The sequence below is a fragment of the Gordonia oleivorans genome (assembly GCF_040044975.1).
GTDB classification, from domain to species: domain Bacteria; phylum Actinomycetota; class Actinomycetes; order Mycobacteriales; family Mycobacteriaceae; genus Gordonia; species Gordonia oleivorans.
In genome coordinates this window covers 77101-93417 of sequence record NZ_JBDZDI010000002.1, presented here as the reverse complement: position 1 = coordinate 93417, position 16317 = coordinate 77101, and the positions used below count along the sequence as shown (strand labels likewise).

Annotated in this window: 17 protein-coding genes and 2 tRNA genes; 15 read left to right on the top strand and 4 right to left on the bottom strand. The window is 66.7% G+C overall.

Annotated elements, in window-relative coordinates:
- Positions 1 to 181, bottom strand: a 181-nt coding sequence (locus ABLE92_RS03900) for a hypothetical protein (RefSeq protein ID WP_348803326.1), incomplete at its 3' end; no start/stop codon positions are given.
- A 112-nt stretch (positions 182 to 293) separates the two neighbouring features.
- Between ABLE92_RS03900 and ABLE92_RS03895 the strand changes: the two genes are divergently transcribed.
- The 4 genes from ABLE92_RS03895 (at position 294) to ABLE92_RS03880 (ending at position 3740) form a co-directional block, all read left to right on the top strand.
- Positions 294 to 1001: a lysophospholipid acyltransferase family protein gene (locus tag ABLE92_RS03895; protein ID WP_348803324.1), complete on the top strand. Its 708-nt coding sequence runs from the start codon at positions 294 to 296 to the stop codon at positions 999 to 1001.
- 196 nt (positions 1002 to 1197) lie between these two features.
- A tRNA-Arg gene (locus tag ABLE92_RS03890) sits at positions 1198 to 1270 on the top strand.
- A gap of 209 nt (positions 1271 to 1479) precedes the next feature.
- Positions 1480 to 1833, top strand: coding sequence for a hypothetical protein (locus ABLE92_RS03885; RefSeq protein ID WP_348803322.1), 354 nt, complete (start codon positions 1480 to 1482; stop codon positions 1831 to 1833).
- The gene (locus ABLE92_RS03880; RefSeq protein ID WP_348803321.1) at positions 1833 to 3740 is read left to right on the top strand and encodes an alpha/beta hydrolase; all 1908 of its coding nucleotides are present in this window, start codon (positions 1833 to 1835) and stop codon (positions 3738 to 3740) included. Before ABLE92_RS03885 ends, ABLE92_RS03880 begins: the two co-directional genes overlap by 1 nt.
- Here ABLE92_RS03880 and ABLE92_RS03875 read toward each other — a convergent pair.
- Entirely contained in the window at positions 3727 to 5007 is a 1281-nt protein-coding gene (locus ABLE92_RS03875) for a uracil-xanthine permease family protein (protein ID WP_348803320.1), read from the bottom strand. The genes ABLE92_RS03880 and ABLE92_RS03875 overlap by 14 nt on opposite strands.
- 114 nt (positions 5008 to 5121) lie before the next feature.
- Between ABLE92_RS03875 and ABLE92_RS03870 the strand changes: the two genes are divergently transcribed.
- The 6 genes from ABLE92_RS03870 to ABLE92_RS03845 all read left to right on the top strand — a co-directional run bounded on the left by ABLE92_RS03870 (position 5122) and on the right by ABLE92_RS03845 (position 11370).
- Positions 5122 to 5370, top strand: coding sequence for a hypothetical protein (locus ABLE92_RS03870; protein ID WP_348803319.1), 249 nt, complete (start codon positions 5122 to 5124; stop codon positions 5368 to 5370).
- A gap of 139 nt (positions 5371 to 5509) precedes the next feature.
- Positions 5510 to 7300: an ABC transporter ATP-binding protein gene (locus tag ABLE92_RS03865; protein ID WP_348803318.1), complete on the top strand. Its 1791-nt coding sequence runs from the start codon at positions 5510 to 5512 to the stop codon at positions 7298 to 7300.
- Between the two features lie 71 nt (positions 7301 to 7371).
- Positions 7372 to 7923, top strand: coding sequence for a PadR family transcriptional regulator (locus tag ABLE92_RS03860; protein WP_348803317.1), 552 nt, complete (start codon positions 7372 to 7374; stop codon positions 7921 to 7923).
- Positions 7924 to 8008: 85 nt separating this feature from the next.
- Positions 8009 to 10072, top strand: a complete 2064-nt coding sequence (locus ABLE92_RS03855) for an oxidoreductase (protein WP_348803316.1) — start codon at positions 8009 to 8011, stop codon at positions 10070 to 10072.
- Positions 10073 to 10247: 175 nt separating this feature from the next.
- Entirely contained in the window at positions 10248 to 11054 is an 807-nt protein-coding gene (cmrA, locus tag ABLE92_RS03850; protein WP_348803315.1) for a mycolate reductase, read from the top strand.
- Positions 11055 to 11061: 7 nt separating this feature from the next.
- Entirely contained in the window at positions 11062 to 11370 is a 309-nt protein-coding gene (locus ABLE92_RS03845; RefSeq protein ID WP_348803313.1) for a hypothetical protein, read from the top strand.
- Positions 11371 to 11392: 22 nt separating this feature from the next.
- Here the strand turns inward: ABLE92_RS03845 and ABLE92_RS03840 are convergent, their stop codons facing one another.
- A complete protein-coding gene (locus ABLE92_RS03840; RefSeq protein WP_348803312.1) occupies positions 11393 to 12961 on the bottom strand; it encodes a helicase HerA-like domain-containing protein in 1569 nt (522 codons plus the stop codon).
- An 84-nt stretch (positions 12962 to 13045) separates the two neighbouring features.
- Here ABLE92_RS03840 and ABLE92_RS03835 point away from each other — a divergent pair, with 84 nt between their 5' ends.
- From ABLE92_RS03835 to ABLE92_RS03825, 3 genes are all read left to right on the top strand, one after another.
- Positions 13046 to 14050 (top strand): carboxylesterase family protein, encoded by a 1005-nt coding sequence (locus tag ABLE92_RS03835; RefSeq protein WP_348803311.1) that lies wholly within the window; start codon positions 13046 to 13048, stop codon positions 14048 to 14050.
- 57 nt (positions 14051 to 14107) lie between these two features.
- Entirely contained in the window at positions 14108 to 14707 is a 600-nt protein-coding gene (gene orn / locus ABLE92_RS03830) for an oligoribonuclease (protein ID WP_348803310.1), read from the top strand.
- Between the two features lie 103 nt (positions 14708 to 14810).
- A tRNA-His gene (locus ABLE92_RS03825) sits at positions 14811 to 14883 on the top strand.
- A gap of 53 nt (positions 14884 to 14936) precedes the next feature.
- On the opposite strand, the gene ABLE92_RS03820 is transcribed toward ABLE92_RS03825, so the two are convergent.
- Positions 14937 to 15644 carry a thymidine kinase gene (locus ABLE92_RS03820; RefSeq protein ID WP_348803309.1) on the bottom strand — a complete coding sequence of 236 codons (708 nt, stop codon included), beginning with the start codon at positions 15642 to 15644 and terminating at the stop codon, positions 14937 to 14939.
- Between the two features lie 23 nt (positions 15645 to 15667).
- Here ABLE92_RS03820 and ABLE92_RS03815 point away from each other — a divergent pair, with 23 nt between their 5' ends.
- Together ABLE92_RS03815 and ABLE92_RS03810 are read left to right on the top strand one after the other, a co-directional pair.
- Entirely contained in the window at positions 15668 to 15829 is a 162-nt protein-coding gene (locus ABLE92_RS03815) for a hypothetical protein (protein ID WP_348803308.1), read from the top strand.
- Positions 15830 to 15922: 93 nt separating this feature from the next.
- The gene (locus ABLE92_RS03810) at positions 15923 to 16303 is read left to right on the top strand and encodes a hypothetical protein (RefSeq protein WP_348803306.1); all 381 of its coding nucleotides are present in this window, start codon (positions 15923 to 15925) and stop codon (positions 16301 to 16303) included.
- Positions 16304 to 16317 lie beyond the last annotated feature (14 nt).

The following is a 16317-nucleotide window of genomic DNA, read 5'->3' as shown; positions in this document are numbered from 1 at the left end:
GTTCCGCCGAACGCTCACCGACCCAGCGTTCCGCCGAACGCTCACCGACCCAGCGTTCCGCCGAACGCTCACCGACCCAGCGTTCCGCCGAACGCTCACCGACCCAGCGTTCCGCCGAACGCTTACCGCCCCAGCGTTCCGCTGAACGCTGCGTGAACCACGATTTGTTTCGCCTCGACACATTCGGCGATGTCCGACAAGCGGATGATGTTGCTGTGCAGTGACCGAGTGGTGTGCGGTATCAACAACACCATCGCCACGCCCACTATCAGTCGAGGAGCACTCCCATCGAGATGGACGAACAAGTGACTCCTGAGGCACCGGTCGACGGCCGGCCCGCGCGGCGCCCCCGCGGACTCGGGTTCCGCGCCTGGGTGACCACACGCATCGTCCGGCGCATCCTGCGCATGCTCGCGATGCTCAAGATCGTCCACGTCCGGGTATCCCACCGGGAGGTCGTGCCGCGGTCGGGACCGGTGATCCTCGCGAGCAACCACATCTCGATGCTCGACGGGATCTTCCTCTGGGGAGCGCTGCGCAGACGGGCGATCGCCATCGCCATGGCCGAACTGTGGTCGTGGCCGGTCGCCGGCTGGCTGGTCCGCAAACTCGACTTCATCCCGGTGGAACGCACGAGCAAGGTCTCGGGATCGACGGCGTTGGAGCGGTTGGAGACCGCACTGCGATTCGGCGGCGCGGTGATCATCTATCCCGAAGGCCGGTGCGTCCCACCCGGTGAGCATGTCCGATTCAAACCTGGTGCCGCGGTTCTCGCCTTCCGCACCCGCACCCCGGTGATCCCGGTGAAGATCATCGGCTCCAATGACGTGTTGCCGCTCAAGAAGTTTCGCCGCAACGGCAAGGCGTTCGATCGGCACCGGCAGGTCACCCTGCTCTTCGGAGAACCACTCCAGCCCGACGATTTCGCCACACCGGGCGATCTCCTACGCGAATTGCGTTGGCAGATCGACGCGATGGGCCCGACGCCGACGCCGGGATAGTTATCCACAGGCGAGCCGGCGAAGGCGGTGAGCGTCCGCGGGTACTGCATGCTGGAGCGGCCAGGTCGGTGATCGCGGAGGGGACGGTCACCGGCCGGGAGCACCGGCACCATACGACCATCCCGGGCGCGCAACGGTGAGCTCCTCACGACCCGATATACTCGCCACGCCGTGACCGGGTCGCCCGCTGCGGCACGCCTCCGTAGCTCAGGGGATAGAGCAGCTGCCTTCTAATCAGCTGGTCGCAGGTTCGAATCCTGCCGGGGGCACTCAGAGATTCACTCACTCGCGCGGGTGCTCACCATTCGCGCAGGTCCCGGCCACTCGCGCAAGTCGTCGACAGCCCGCGCGACCCGATAACACTCGATAGCCCCGAGATCGATCGCACTTCTCCACAAGCGTTCCCACCCAGGGAACCGATCGCGCTCCCGTGCGTCGGATATGTCATCGACCATCCCACGCACCCGGAGGAGCAGTCATGACAGACCACCCACTCACCGATCTCCTGCACAACGGAATCGGGAGCACCCTCCCCGACGGTGTGCTGGGCGTCGGACTCGACCCCGACGACATCGCGGCGATCTCCGCGCAGTGGAACACCCAGAGCGAGGTCATCGGCGACATCGACCTGGGCACCCTCGCCGCCACGCCCGGACCGGCGAGCCGCGTCGTCGGCGCTCTGCGTGCCACGCCCGAGTCGGCAACGGCCTGCCTCGACGGCATCAGCAGACGTCTGCACGCGATGAGTGTGGCACTCGAGTGCTTCTCGAGTACGTCGGTGGACAGCGACGAACACGTCGCACGCATCTTCGGCTTCATGAGCGAACGCTGATGCGCCCCAACATCTCTGGCCTGTGCGGCTGGAACACCGATGCGATCACCGGCGCCGGAGAGGCCACCGGACGCGCCGCGCAGACCCTCGACGGCGCGCGCCACGCCTTCGCCGACTCCGTTCAGTGGCCGTTCTTCTGGTTCGGCCGCACTCACGATGCCGCGCAGCGATGCGTCGCACAGGAGGCCGACCACGTCGACGAGGTCCGAAATGTGTTGCAGCAGATCACCGACGAGGCCAAGGATGCCGGAACCGATCTGACCCACGCCAAGCAGGTGGTGCTGCTCGCGGTCTCCGAGGCGCTCAGGGCCGGATACGACGTCTCCGACGCCGGGATGGTGACCCATCGAGAGGCCGCCCGAGCCGACGGCGCCGCCGCCCATCAGGGCCGGATACAGCGCGGACTCGATGTCATCGACGAGATCGACGAACTCTACGGGGCCCGCCTCGACGATCTCCGGGGTGATCTCGCGGCGATGGTCGGTGGCCAACCCGACATCACCGTCCCCGGGATCGGCACTCTCGACGCGGACACGATGGTGGACCGGCTGGAGCAGTTGAGCATCGAGCAACGGCGCACGCTTCTCGCCGGGCTGTCCCCCACCGACATGCGCCGGCTCATCCAGGCCGACCCGGAACGCGTCGGCAACCTCGACGGGGTGCCGTTCGAGATACGCGGCATCGCCAACGAGATCAACATCCGCAACGCGCTGGCCACCGAGATCCGCACGCACGGACCCGACACCCAGCATGCGACGACGCTGCGCTCCTATCTCGGCCAGCGGGCTATCCCCCTGGACGCGAAGAACATGAATTCCGTTACGGCGCAGGAGGTCCCGGAAGGAGTCGACACCGAACGGGTCTACGTCTCGTTCACCGACGGCGAGAATCCCCGCCTCATCGAGATGGTCGGCTCACTGACTGCGAGAACACGCAACGCCACCGTCTATGTCCCCGGAACGGGCACCAACGTCAATGGGTACGGCGGCAGCAACTGGCAGTCGGCCTGGAATCTCGCGCAGCAGACCGGCGGCCCGGTGTTCATCTACCTGGACGGCGAACTCCCCCAGACGATCGTCGACACCGACGCCGCGCGCGATCTCGGCATCGACCTGATCCCGGGCAACCCGATCGGGCCGTTCCGGGCACCGTTCGACGGCCTCGACGTCGCCTCCGACACATCCATCGATCCGCACTACGCCCAGGAGATGGCTCCGCGTCTGGTCGCCTTCGGGCAGGCCCTCGACGCCGAGATCGCTTCCACCGCACCGGGTGCCACCACGACGTTCGTCGGACACTCCTACGGCGGTTCGGTCGTCGGATCGGCCGATCAACTCGGTCTGCGCGCCGACAACGTCATCTACGCGTCGTCGGCGGGCACCGGCGTGTTCGACACCCCCTGGGACAACGCCAATCCCGACGTGGCGCGGTACTCGCTGACCGCACCCGGTGATCCGATCCAGACCGTGCAGTCACTACCGGGCAATCCGCATGGCTCCGACCCGGATTCGGCGCCCGGGGTGACGCGGCTCGACACCGGTTTCTACAGTGACGGTTCGCCGGTGGAGGGCGTCGGCGCGCACGGTGGCTACTGGAACGATCCGCAGTCCGATGCCTTTGCGGCGATGGTCGAGGTGATCCGGGGCGGCCATCCACCCGAATACGTCCCGCGCGGTCCCGACGGCCTCGTCGGACACTACGGAAGCGAGGCCGCCGACGCGGCCGCGGACTCCCTCGGGCGGGCGGCCACCCGGGCACGCGAGGCGGTGTCCGAGGTGTTGAGCGGACTCGATGATGGCGCTCCCGACAGCCGTGGCTTCGGCGTCGACGATCTGGTGCGGGCATTGACCCCGTTGCCGGCGGTGCCGCTGCCCGGCGGCCTCGATGTACCGCTCAGGTTGCGGTGACCCCGGCGGTGCCGAGCCACCGACCGCACAGCCACAGGACGTGGTAGATCAGCAGTGCCGCCACCGCACCGATGGCGATACCGCCGAAGCTCACACCGCCGATGGCCCAGGTGAAGTTCGCGATGCCGATGACCAGCGGGATGGCCGCGGTGAACTGATTGATGGGTTTGGCGAAGTCGACACGATTGCTCACCCAGATGTGCACGCCGATGATGCCGACGAGACCGTAGAGGGCGGTGGTCACGCCACCGAGCACGCCGGCCGGGATGGCCGCGATCACCGCACCGACCTTGGGGCACAGTCCCAGGACGATCGCGGCGATTCCGGCCACCCAGTAGGCCGCGGTGGAATACACCTTGGTCGCCGCCATGACGCCGATGTTCTCGGCGTAGGTGGTGGTGGCCGAGCCACCCCCGCTGCCGGCCAGTACGGTGGCGAGGCCGTCGGCGGCCAGCGCCCGACCGATCCGGTCGTCGTAGTCGGTGCCCGTCATCATCGCCACCGACTTCACGTGCCCGATGTTCTCCACCACCAGCACCAGGACGACCGGCAGGAAGGTGGGGATGACCGACCACGCGAATGTCGGACTCTGGAAGTGCGGCAAACCGATCCACGCCGCACTGTCGATGCCGGAGGTGTCCACCTCGCCGCGGGCGAATGCGAACAGGTAACCCAGGACGACGCTGATGACGATCGCCAGCCGGCCGAGGAGGCCGCGGAAGAGCGCGATCGACGCGATCAGCAGCACCAGGGTCACGGTGGCGGTCACCGGCTGCTTCTCGAAGTTGTCCTTGGCGCTCGGCGCGAGGTTCAGCCCGATCAGCGCGACGATGGTGCCGGTGACGATCGGCGGCATCACCACGTCGATCCACCGGGTACCGGCGAAGTGCACGATGACGCCGATGAGCACGAGCAGCGCACCGACCACCACGATGCCGCCCAGCGCCGAGGACTGGCCATGCGACGCCGCTGCCGCTGTCACCGGCGCGATGATGGCGAAGCTCGATCCGAGATAGCTCGGCAGCCGATTACGGGTGATCAGCAGGAACAGGATGGTGCCGATACCCGAGAACAACAGTGTGGTGGCCGGCGGAAACCCGGTCAGGACCGGAACCAGGAACGTCGCACCGAACATCGCCACCACGTGTTGCAGCCCGATTCCGACGGTCCGCGGCCAACTCAGTCGCTCACCGGGAGCGACGACCACCGCGTCGTCGACCCGCGTCCACCCGAAGAATCGTCGATCACTGTCGATGGGACTCTGCATCGCCTCAGTCTGGCCTACGCGGGTCACCGGCGCGCTCCGAGTACGTGGTGTCCACACCGTGCACACCCGCGTAGGTGCACATCGGACAACACGCGCGCGTTGACGTAATACACAGTGTCCGTACAGATTTCACTGACAGCGCACTGCCAGCCACCGGGCAGCGCGAGCGAAGGTGCGAGCCATAGTTTCTTCTTCGTCGGCATCGGTGCCGGCCAGATCGAGAAGGAGAAACACCTTATGCCAGGACAGCAACGTCAGCCCCAGCAACAGCAGCGACGCCAGCCGCAGCCCCAGCCCCGCCGCCGGCGTCGCGTGCGGGTGTGGGACTGGCGGACCTTCCAGTGGATCTGGGTGTGGCAGTGAGCCGGATCACTCGATCCTAGGCCGGTCGGCGCCGACGTCATCCTCCCCTGTGCCCGTCGACGCCGACCTCCCGTGAACCCGGCGTGACCGTGCCCGTCACGCCGGGTTCGGCCATGCCCGACGACCCCGCGGAGAAACCATGAACGCCACCACAGCAATCCGACGATTCCTTCCTGCCATGCGCGGACAGTGGAAACGCTTCGCCTTCGCGGGTGTCCTGCTCGGGGTGGCCGCCGTCTGCGAGATCATCTCGGTCTTCGTCCTCGCCGACGTCGTCGACGGCGCACTGAATTCCGACAGCGCACTGGCCTTCGCGAAACTCGCGGCGCTCTGGCTCGGTCTGACCGTCATCTCCACCGCGGCCGACTACCACGGCCAGATCATCTCCGTCGGGGTGTCGGAGAATGTGGTTCTGCGGCTCCGTGATCGGTTGTTCGCCCACGTCCAGCGACTGCACCCGGTCGTCCATCGTCGGCTGGGGCTGGGCAACCTGGTCACCCGGCACTCCAGCGATCTCGAGGCCGTCGAGTACCTGGTCGGCTCGGGCGTGATGCAGATGATCATCGCCCTGACCAACACGATCGGACTCGTCATCGCGGCCTTCATCATGAACTGGCAGGTTGCTCTGGTCGCGCTCGCCGCGGTCCCCATGCTGTGGGCCTGCTCGGCGATCTTCGCACGCCGGCAGGTGGCGGTCACCCGCGACGAACGGGGCGCCAACGCCGACATCGCCGACGCGGTGCAGACCGCCCTGATCGGCCACGAAACCGCCGTCGCCTACAACCAACAGCAGCGCGAGCACCGGACACTGCACGAGCACGGGACGGCGTGGCGTGCGGCGCGACTATCGCAGACCCGCGTCGAGGCCGGATTCGGGGCCGTCATGGGGTTCGGGCAGGTGGTGGTCACCTTGGCCATCGCCGTCGCCGGCGTCTGGCAGGTCCGCCAGGGCAACCTCACCATCGGCCAGTTGTTGGCCCTCACCGGCTATCTGGGTCTGCTCTATCCCAAGATGCAGGAGATCGCCGACGCTCGTCTGGCGATCGCGTCGGCGGCGGTCAGCGCCGAGCGCGTGGCCGAGGTGCTCGACCTGGAACCGACCGAACACGACGCCGCCGACGCCGCCGACGCCGCACCGCTACCGGCCCGACCGGGCCCGGGTGCGAATCCCACCCTGGCCTCATCACCTCGCCGAGGCCTGCCGGTATCGCTGCGCGGGGTGACCCTGCATCGGGGCGCCGCCGCGGTGCTCGACCGAGTGTCCCTGGATCTTCGGCCCGGCAGCGTCACCGCCCTCGTCGGACCCAGCGGCGTCGGCAAGTCCACCCTGGCGTCACTGTTGTGCCGCTTCGAGCACCCCGACTCGGGCACCATCCGGCTCGGCGACGACGACTACGGGGCACTCACCGGCCAGTACATCCGTGACGTCGTCACCCTGCTCCCCCAGACCCCGATCATCAAGGGCGCCACCGTCGCCGAGAACATCGCCTACGGTGCACCCACGGCAACCCGCGCGCAGATCGTGCGGGCCGCCATCGCCGCCGACGCCGACCCCTTCATCCAGTCCCTGCCCGATGGATACGACAGCATCCTCGACGATGGTGGACTCACCCTCTCGGGCGGGCAGCGGCAGCGAATCGCCATGGCGCGCGCCATGGTTCGTGACACCCCGGTTCTCATTCTCGACGAACCCACCTCGGGCCTCGACGATGCCAGTGTCGGACGCGTCCTGGCCCCGTTGGCCCGCATCGCGGCCGGCCGCACCACCCTGCTGATCACCCACGATCGCCGCGTCACCGACATCGCCGATCGCGTCGTCGAACTGCGCGACGGCCGCCTGCGCGACCGCTCACCGTGGATCGTTCCGGAGGATCTGCCCACCGCGGTGGTCGAGGGCGGAACCCGGCTATTCGTACCCGTTGCCGGATAGCCACACCATATGCACCGATACACATAGGCACTTCGTTGCATAGTGCGTTGGTGCACTGATACCGTGCACATATGGCGCTGGAGCACGCGATCATGGTCTCGTTGGCCGAACGCCCGGGCACCGGGTACGAGATCAGTCGGCAGTTCGACCGGTCGATCGGGCATTTCTGGTCGGCCACCCATCAGCAGATCTATCGGACCCTGCGCAAGCTCCACGCCGACGGCCTGGTCTCCTACGAACCGATCGCGCAGGACGGGCGACCCGACAAGAAGGTGTACTCACTGTCGGACAGTGGCCGGGGTGCCCTGCACGCCTGGGTCACCACCCCGACGCCCATCCAGCAGCTGCGCGATGACCTGGGCCTCAAGATCCGCGCGGCACATCGCGACGACCTGCCCGAGTTGATCGCCGAACTGCAACGTCACCGCGAGCTGCACGTCGCCCGGCTGCACCTGTATCAGGGTTTCGAGAAGGACGACTATCCCGCACCCGACTCCCTGTCCGGCCGGCGGCTGCATCAGTACCTGGTACTGCGCGGCGGCGTCCGCATCGAGGAGGCCTTCATCGACTGGTGCGACGAGGTGGTCTCGGCTCTCCAACGTGAGCTTGACGAAAATCTCTGACCTGCAACATATCTCGGCAACTCCCAGACATCGCATTCCACATTCCACATTCCCGGCATTGCCACCCACGAAGAAAGGTGACTCGATGACAGCCCCATCGACCGACCGCAATCCGCACTTCCCCAACCTGTTCGAACCCCTCGACATCGGCGGGATGACCATCAAGAACCGCATCATCATGGGGTCGATGCACACCGGTCTCGAGGACCGGATCTGGGACACCGACAAGCTCGCCGCGTACTTCGCCGAGCGGGCGCGCGGCGGCGCCGGACTCATCATCACCGGCGGATTCGGCACCAGCCGCACCGGCCTCCTGATGGCCTTCGGTGGCAAGATGACGAACTCGGTCGACATGTACCGGCATCGCCGGGTCACCAAGGCCGTGCACCGCGAGGGCGGCAAGATCGCCATGCAGCTGATCCACGCCGGCCGCTACGGCTACACCCCGTTCAAGGTGGCACCGGGCAAGGAACCGTCCCCGATCCATCCGTTCAAACACCTGCGGATGACCGAACCGATCATCAAACACGTCATCAAGTCCTTCGGGCAGTCGGCCAAGCTCGCTCGCGAGGCCGGATATGACGCGATCGAGATCATGGGCGGCGAGGGTTACCTGATCAACCAGTTCCTCTGCCCGCACACCAACGACCGCACCGACAAGTGGGGCGGCAACACCGAGAACCGTCAGCGGTTCCTCGTCGAGGTGATCAAGGAGATCCGCCGGCAGGTCCCCGCCGACTACCCGGTGATCCTGCGGCAGTCGATCGCCGACCTCATCCGCAAGGGCCAGACCTGGGACGAGGTCGCGCTGATGGCCCGCAAGGCGCAGGAGTTCGGCGTCGACGCCATCAACACCGACATCGGCTGGCACGAGGCCCAGGTACCCACCATCGTGACCTCGGTGCCGCGTGGGGCGTTCGTGAAGTTCACCGAACGTCTGCGTGACGAGGTGTCGATCCCGCTGATCGCCGCCAACCGGATCAACACCGCGGAGTTGGCCGAGGAGATCCTCGAACGCGGCCGCGTCGACGCGATCCAGATGGCCCGCCCGTTCCTCGCCGACCCGGAACTGGCCAACAAGGCCCGCGACGGGCGATCCGACGAGATCAACACCTGCATCGGCTGCAACCAGGCCTGCCTCGACCACGCCTTCGTCGGCAAGCACGTCTCGTGCCTGGTCAATCCGCGCGCCGGCCGGGAGACGACGCTGCTGCTCGGCCCGACCCGCCGCGCCAAGCGTGTCGCGGTCATCGGCGCCGGCCCGGCCGGACTGTCGGCGGCTGTCGCCGCCGCCGAACGCGGCCACAAGGTCGACCTGTACGAGGGCGGCAGCGCGATCGGCGGCCAGTTCTCCATCGCCTCACGCATCCCCGGCAAGGAGGAGTTCCACGAGACCATCCGGTACTTCACCCGCCGCCTCGAGGTACTCAAGGTGACCGTGCACCTGAACACCCGCGTCAGCGCCGACGACATCATCGCCGAGAAGTTCGACGAGGTCATCGTGGCCACCGGTGTCACCCCTCGTATCCCGAACATCCCCGGCGTCGACCACCCGATGGTGATGTCCTACGCCGACGCCGTGCTCGGACGCCGCGAGATCGGCAAGCGGGTGGCCGTGATGGGTGCCGGCGGCATCGGATTCGACGTCAGCGAGTTCCTCACCACCGACGAGTCCCCCTCACTGAATCTCAAGGAATGGGAACAGGAATGGGGCGTCACCGAGGACGGCGAGAAGCCCGGATTCGTCACCAAACCGCGGCCTCTGCCCCCGATTCGCCAGGTCTACATGGTGCAGCGCAAGACCGGTAAGCAGGGCAAGACGCTGGGCAAGACCACCGGGTGGGTGCATCGCGCGCAGATGAAGATGAAAGGCGTGGAACAGATCTCGGGTGCCACCTACGACAAGATCGACGATCAGGGCCTGCACCTGAGCTTCCACGACGAGGAAGGCAAGGTCACCGAGACCCGCGTCCTCGAGGTCGACAACGTGGTGTTGTGCACCGGACAGGAATCGGTCCGGGACCTCGTCGATCCGCTGACCTTGGCCGGGGTGACCACCCATGTGATCGGTGGCGCCGACCTCGCCTCCGAACTCGACGCCAAGCGCGCCATCCGGCAGGGCACCGAGGTGGTCGCCGGCATCAATTGATGAGCCGCAACCCTTCCCGCTGGACGAGGCGCACCCCTTCCCGCTGGTCGAGCCGCCCCGGAGCGATAGCCGCCGCGTTGAGCTCCGTCGAAACGGAGGGGCGAGTCGAGACCCGGTGACCAGGGCTGACGACGCGCGGGCGGTCGGGGTGCCGACGCTGGCTACGATACTGCTCATGCCAGTGCCTGCACCGTCGCACACCGCCCGCGCCGTCGTCACCGGAGCCTCGTCCGGTATCGGAATGGCCCTCGCCCGGGTACTCGCCCGGCGGGGGCATTCGCTCATCGTGGTCGCCCGCCGCGGCGACATCCTGGAAGACCTCGCCGAAGAACTCCGCGCACGTCACGACATCACCGTCGAGGTCCGCCCCACCGACCTCTCCGATCCGACCGCCACCGGCATCCTCGCGGCCGAACTCGCCGGCCGGGAGATCTCGATCCTCGCCAACAACGCCGGGATCGCGACGTTCGGTCCGGTGGCCGAGCTCGACGCCGACTACGAGCGCGCACAGGTGCGGCTCAATGTCGAAGCAGTACACGACCTCACGCTCGCAGTACTCCCCCAGATGGTGCAGCGCGGCTCGGGCGGCATCCTGATGGTCGGCTCGGCCGCCGGGAACATGCCGATCCCCAACAACGCCACCTATGCGGCCACCAAGGCCTTCGTCAACACCTTCAGCGAATCACTCCGCGGCGAGGTCGGCGGACAGGGTGTGCACGTCACGCTGCTCGCCCCCGGGCCGGTCCGCACCCAGACCCCGTCGCCCGAGGACGCCTCCATCGTCGACAAACTGGTCCCCGATTTTCTCTGGCATTCCAGCGACAAGGTCGCCGAGATGAGCCTGGATGCGTTGGAGCACAACAAGATGCGTGTGGTTCCGGGCACGCTGTCGAAGGCGATGTCGGTGGCAGGCGGGTACAGCCCACGGGCCGTGGTCGCTCCGATCGTGGGAACGTTCTATCGGAAGCTCGGAGACGGCTGAACCGCCGATGAGCGATTCCACCGTCGTCTATCCCGAGTCACGTCAGTATCTCCTCGACATCGGTTGTGGCACAGCAACGGTCGAGGTGTTGTGCACATCGGGCGTCCCGGCGGGGTTCGGTGATGAGATCCGCAGTCACCGCAGACTCGTGATCTCCGGCCCGGGCGGCACGACTCCGACGCAGTGGGAGCACGATGCCGACGTGATGATCACAGCGGTCGCACGAATCGATCAGGACGCCGCACGCGCGGGCACCTACTGGGATTCGGTCAGGGAATCCATCTCGATCGGTGACTGGGCACCTGAAATCGGGTAAGGGCCGACCACGCTCGGAACATTCACCTCCGGCGCCGACCCGTCCCGAAGATGGCCCGGCTGAACTCCCGGCCGGCGGCACTGGCCGCCGACCGCAGGAAACTCTGCATCGGTTTGCTGGTCAGCACCTCGGTCAGCATGCCCGGCTCCTCGGGTTGTGGCTTCGGCGCCGGAACGGGTGCCGGGGCCGGTGTGGGAACCGGCGCGGGCGCGGGAGCATCCGGCGACTCCCCCGGAGCGAGCGTCTTCGCCGCCAGCTTTTCGTACGCCGATTCCCGGTCGATCGCCTGACCATACTTGGCATAGAGCGGGCTCGCCTTCGCAGCGGCGGTAATACCGTCGGCGCCAACGGCTTCCATCGACGATCGGGGTGCGCGGACAACGGTCCAGGCCACCGGGGTGGGCGCACCCTTCTCCGAGAGCACCGTCACCACCGCCTCGCCCGTCCCCAGGGACGTCAGGACCTGATCGAGCTTGTACACCTCCGAGACCGGGTAGGTCTTCACGGTCTTGGCGAGCGCCTTCTGATCGTCGGGGGTGAAGGCGCGCAACGCATGCTGGATGCGGGCGCCGAGTTGGGAGAGCACCTCGCTGGGGATGTCGGTGGGCAGTTGCGAGCAGAAGAAGACGCCGACGCCCTTGGACCGGATGAGCTTGACGGTCTGCACGACCTGCTCCTTGAACGCCTTGGAGGCATCCGCGAACAGCAGGTGCGACTCGTCGAAGATAAAGACCAGTTTGGGTTTGTCGAGATCGCCGACCTCCGGCAGGAATTCGAAGAGGTCGGCCAGAATCCACATCAGGAAGGTGGAGAACAGTGCCGGACGTGCGGCCTGCGCACCGAGTTCGAACAGGGTGATGATGCCCTGCCCGTCGGGTGTGGTGCGCAGCAGGTCGGCCGGCTCGATCTCCGGCTCACCGAAGAAGGTGTCCCCGCCGTCGGCCTCCAGGTTGGTCAGCGCGCGCAGGATGACGCCCGCGGTCTGGGTGGAGACGCCACCGATGGCCTTGAGTTCGGGCTTGCCCTCGTCGCTGGTGAGGTAGGCGATGACCGACCGCAGATCCTTGAGGTCGAGCAGTGGCAGACCCTTCTGGTCGGCCCAGTGGAAGATCAGGCCCAGCACCGACTCCTGGGTGTCGTTGAGCCCGAGGACCTTTGACAGCAGGATCGGACCGAAGGAGGTGATTGTCGCGCGGATCGGGACGCCGATCCCGTCGGCACCCAACGAGACGAACTCCACCGGATGAGCGGCGGGCTGCCAGTCGTCACCGGTTTGGGTGGCACGCGCGGTGATCTTGTCGTTGCCGGTTCCGGGATTGCTCAGTCCCGACAGGTCTCCCTTGATGTCGGCCATGACGACCGGCACCCCGTTGGACGACAACTGCTCGGCGATCAGCTGCAGCGTCTTGGTCTTACCGGTACCGGTGGCACCGGCCACCAGCCCGTGGCGATTCATCATCGACAACGGGATGCGGACCCGCGCGCTCGGATCGACCGTCCCGTCGACGCTCACCGCCCCCACTTCGAGGGCCGGGCCGGTGAAGGCGTAGCCGCTGGCGATGGTCTGGGCCGGAGACTGTGCGTCGGTCACGGTGCCACCTTACGGCCACAACTGCCAAGCCACTTCCAGTCGGTTCCGACTCGCCGCACAGGTGCATCGTCGATGCTGGAGACCATGAGCAGCCGGAGACGTCCGACCATCCGAATCCTTGCGGTGAGCGTGGCCGCAGCCGCCGCGATCACCACGGCTGCGTGTTCGACCGACGGCTCCGACCCCTCGGCGGCGTCGAGTTCACCGGCTGGTTCGGCCACTTCAGCGGCAGACCTGAGTGCCGGCCTGGACACGACCTCGGTGGCATCGCTGAGCAGCGAGGTGGCCGGGAAGTTCACACAGTCGAGCTACACCGATACCACAACCGGAAAGACGTTGCCCTACAACATCTTTTTGCCCGATGGCTATGACTCGTCCGAGAAGTATCCGCTGGTGCTCTACATCGCCGACTCCAGTCTCGTCGGCAAGGAGGTCACCGCACCGTTGTCGCAGTACGGGGCGCTGATCTGGGCGAGCCCGCAGGAGCAGGCCAGGCATCCGAGCATCGTCGTCGTCCCCGAGTACCCGGAGGTGACCATCGACGACAACAACGACTCCCAGACGACGAGCGACTGGATCACGACCACCACCGACCTGGTGTCACACATCCAGCAGACCAGCAGCGTCGACTCCACCCGCGTCTATGCGACCGGGCAATCAATGGGCGCGATGATGTCGCTGTACATGGCGGCCCAGAACCCGGACCTGTTCGCTGCGGAGTACATCGTGTCCGGTCAGTGGGACATCTCCGAGATCCAGGGCCTGACCAGGAGCAGATTCTTCTATGCGACCGCCGCCGGAGACACCAAGGCGACCAAAGGTCAAACAGAGGTGAAGCAGATGCTGACGGCTGCCAACGTGCCGTTCGCGGCGGCCACCTGGGATGCGACGTGGAACAGCGAGCAGACCGCCACCGCATCCCGGGAACTGTTCTCCCAACCGGCGACGGACTACTTCGTCACCTTCACGACCGGAACCGTGCTACAGGCCAACCCCGGCGCCGGCTCCATGGAACACATGGCGTCGTTCGAACCCGCGTACCGACTCACCTCCGCCCGCAACTGGCTGTTCGCGCAAACCGGGACCTAGGGCCCTACCCATCGCGCATCGCGAAGCCGCGATGAACGCGTTGGCTAAGGTTGACGGGTGCAGGACAAACTGGTGTGGATCGATTGTGAAATGACGGGGCTGCGACTCGACTCGGACAAACTCATCGAGATCGCGGCGCTGGTCACCGATGGTGACCTCAACATCCTCGGAGAGGGTGTCGACGTCGTCATCCATGCCGACGACGCGGCTCTCGCGGCGATGCCCGAGGTGGTCCAGAAGATGCACGCCTCATCCGGGCTCACCGACGAGGTGCGTCGCTCCACCGTCAGCCTGGCCGAGGCCGAGAAGCAGGTCCTCGATTACCTGCGCCGCCACATCAGCACCGCGGGCACCGTCCCCCTCGCGGGCAACTCCATCGCGACCGACCGTGGATTCATCTCCCGCGACATGCCCGACCTCGACGCCTACCTGCATTACCGCATGGTCGATGTCAGCTCGATCAAGGAGCTGTGCCGCCGCTGGTACCCGAAGATCTACTTCGGTCAGCCGGAGAAAGGGCTCGCACATCGTGCGCTCGCCGACATCCGCGAGTCGATCCGGGAGCTCCGCTACTACCGCGCGGCGGCCTTCGTGGCCGAACCCGGCCCCGACAGCGAGCAGCTCGGCCGCATCGTCGCCGACCTCGGCCCGGCCTGAACACGCTGGTCACAAAGCGATTGGTATTCGACGCCCACTATTCGCTAGAGTATGAGCCTGGCTCTGGAACCCGGCGAGAAATCCCTGGTTCCCGACGCCGATGGTGGATGTAGTTCAGTTGGTAGAGCACCAGGTTGTGATCCTGGCTGTCGCGGGTTCGAGTCCCGTCATCCACCCCGAGACCAACTCCCCGCCGGAACACCGGCGGGGCGTTCGTCGTATGCGGAGCTCAACCGGCCGCACGACCATCGCGATGATGCCGCCGGCAGAGGGCCCGATACATCATCGGCGCGTCGTCGGTGTCACCCACCGCCACCAACTCGCCCGAGCGCACCACCACCCCGTCGATGACGCGCGCGTTGAGGAAAGCCGGCCGCCCGCACCAGCACAGGACGATGGCCTGCATGCGGTGCACCTCGTCGGCCAGTTCCACCAGTCGCGCCGAACCCGGGAACAGGACGCTTCGGAAATCGGTGAGCAGACCGAACGCGAAGACGTCGATCGCGGCGTCGTCGACGAGACGGGCCAGCGCCTCGACGTCGTCGGTGGTCAGGAATTGTGCTTCGTCACACACCACGTAGTCCAGGCCGTCGCGGGCGCGTGCGGTCAGGACGGCATGCAGGTCCACCCCGTCGCCGAAGACCACCGCGTCGGCGGCCAGCCCGATACGGCTGGTCACCCTGGGTTCGCCGGAACGGTCCAGGGTGGTGATGAGGACTCCGCGGCGCCCCTGTTGTCCCTGGTTGAAGTGTGTTTGCAGCGCGAACGTCGACTTCCCGGCACCCATCGGACCGTGGTAGAAGATCAGTCTCCCGAAGGCCGTCACGAGCGGCTCGGACGGTGATGCGACGGTGCCGGCATCGTTCGATGATGGCGCACCGCGCCCACTCCTGCCGGTCGAGGACTGTGCGGACCTCTCCGATTCGTCGTTGTTCATCTTCATGCTCTAATCTGCGCGTCATGCTCGAGGACCTCAACAAGGCAGCCAAGAAGGTGGGCCTCAACGTTGCCCCCGGTAAGAAGAAGGACCGTTTCTCGGTCCGCAAGGTCAAGACCGGCAAGCTCATCGCGAAGAACATCGACGCCGACGAGGTGAAGTCGATCATCAAGGATCGCAAGTAACTTCGGTTCTCCTGCAACTCACGTCATCGACGCACCGGGGGTGCGATCGATAATCGGTGGCGCCGAAAACCGCCCACTGCCTACCGTGACGTCATGACACCGACCGAATCCGGCCCATCCGAACCCGCCGCGGCCGAGCCGATTCGCGATCGTCTCCGGACCGCTCTGCGAGCTGCCATGCGCGCACGAGATCGCGCCGCGGTCTCGGCGATCCGTGCCACCTTGGGCGCCATCGACAACGCCGAATCCAAGGGCATACCCGCCGGACGGGCCGGCGCCATCGAGTCCGCGGCCCTCGGTGTCGGCGCCGCCGAGGCGCCACGTCGTGCCCTCACCGAGACAGAGATGAAGGCCCTGGTCGACGCCGAGATCGCCGACCTCGACTCCGCCGCGGCCACCCACGAACGCGCCGGCGCTCATGACCGCGCGTCGGAGTTGCGTCGTGGCGCAGCCGGACTGCGCGCACTTCGCTGACTGACGCCCTCACC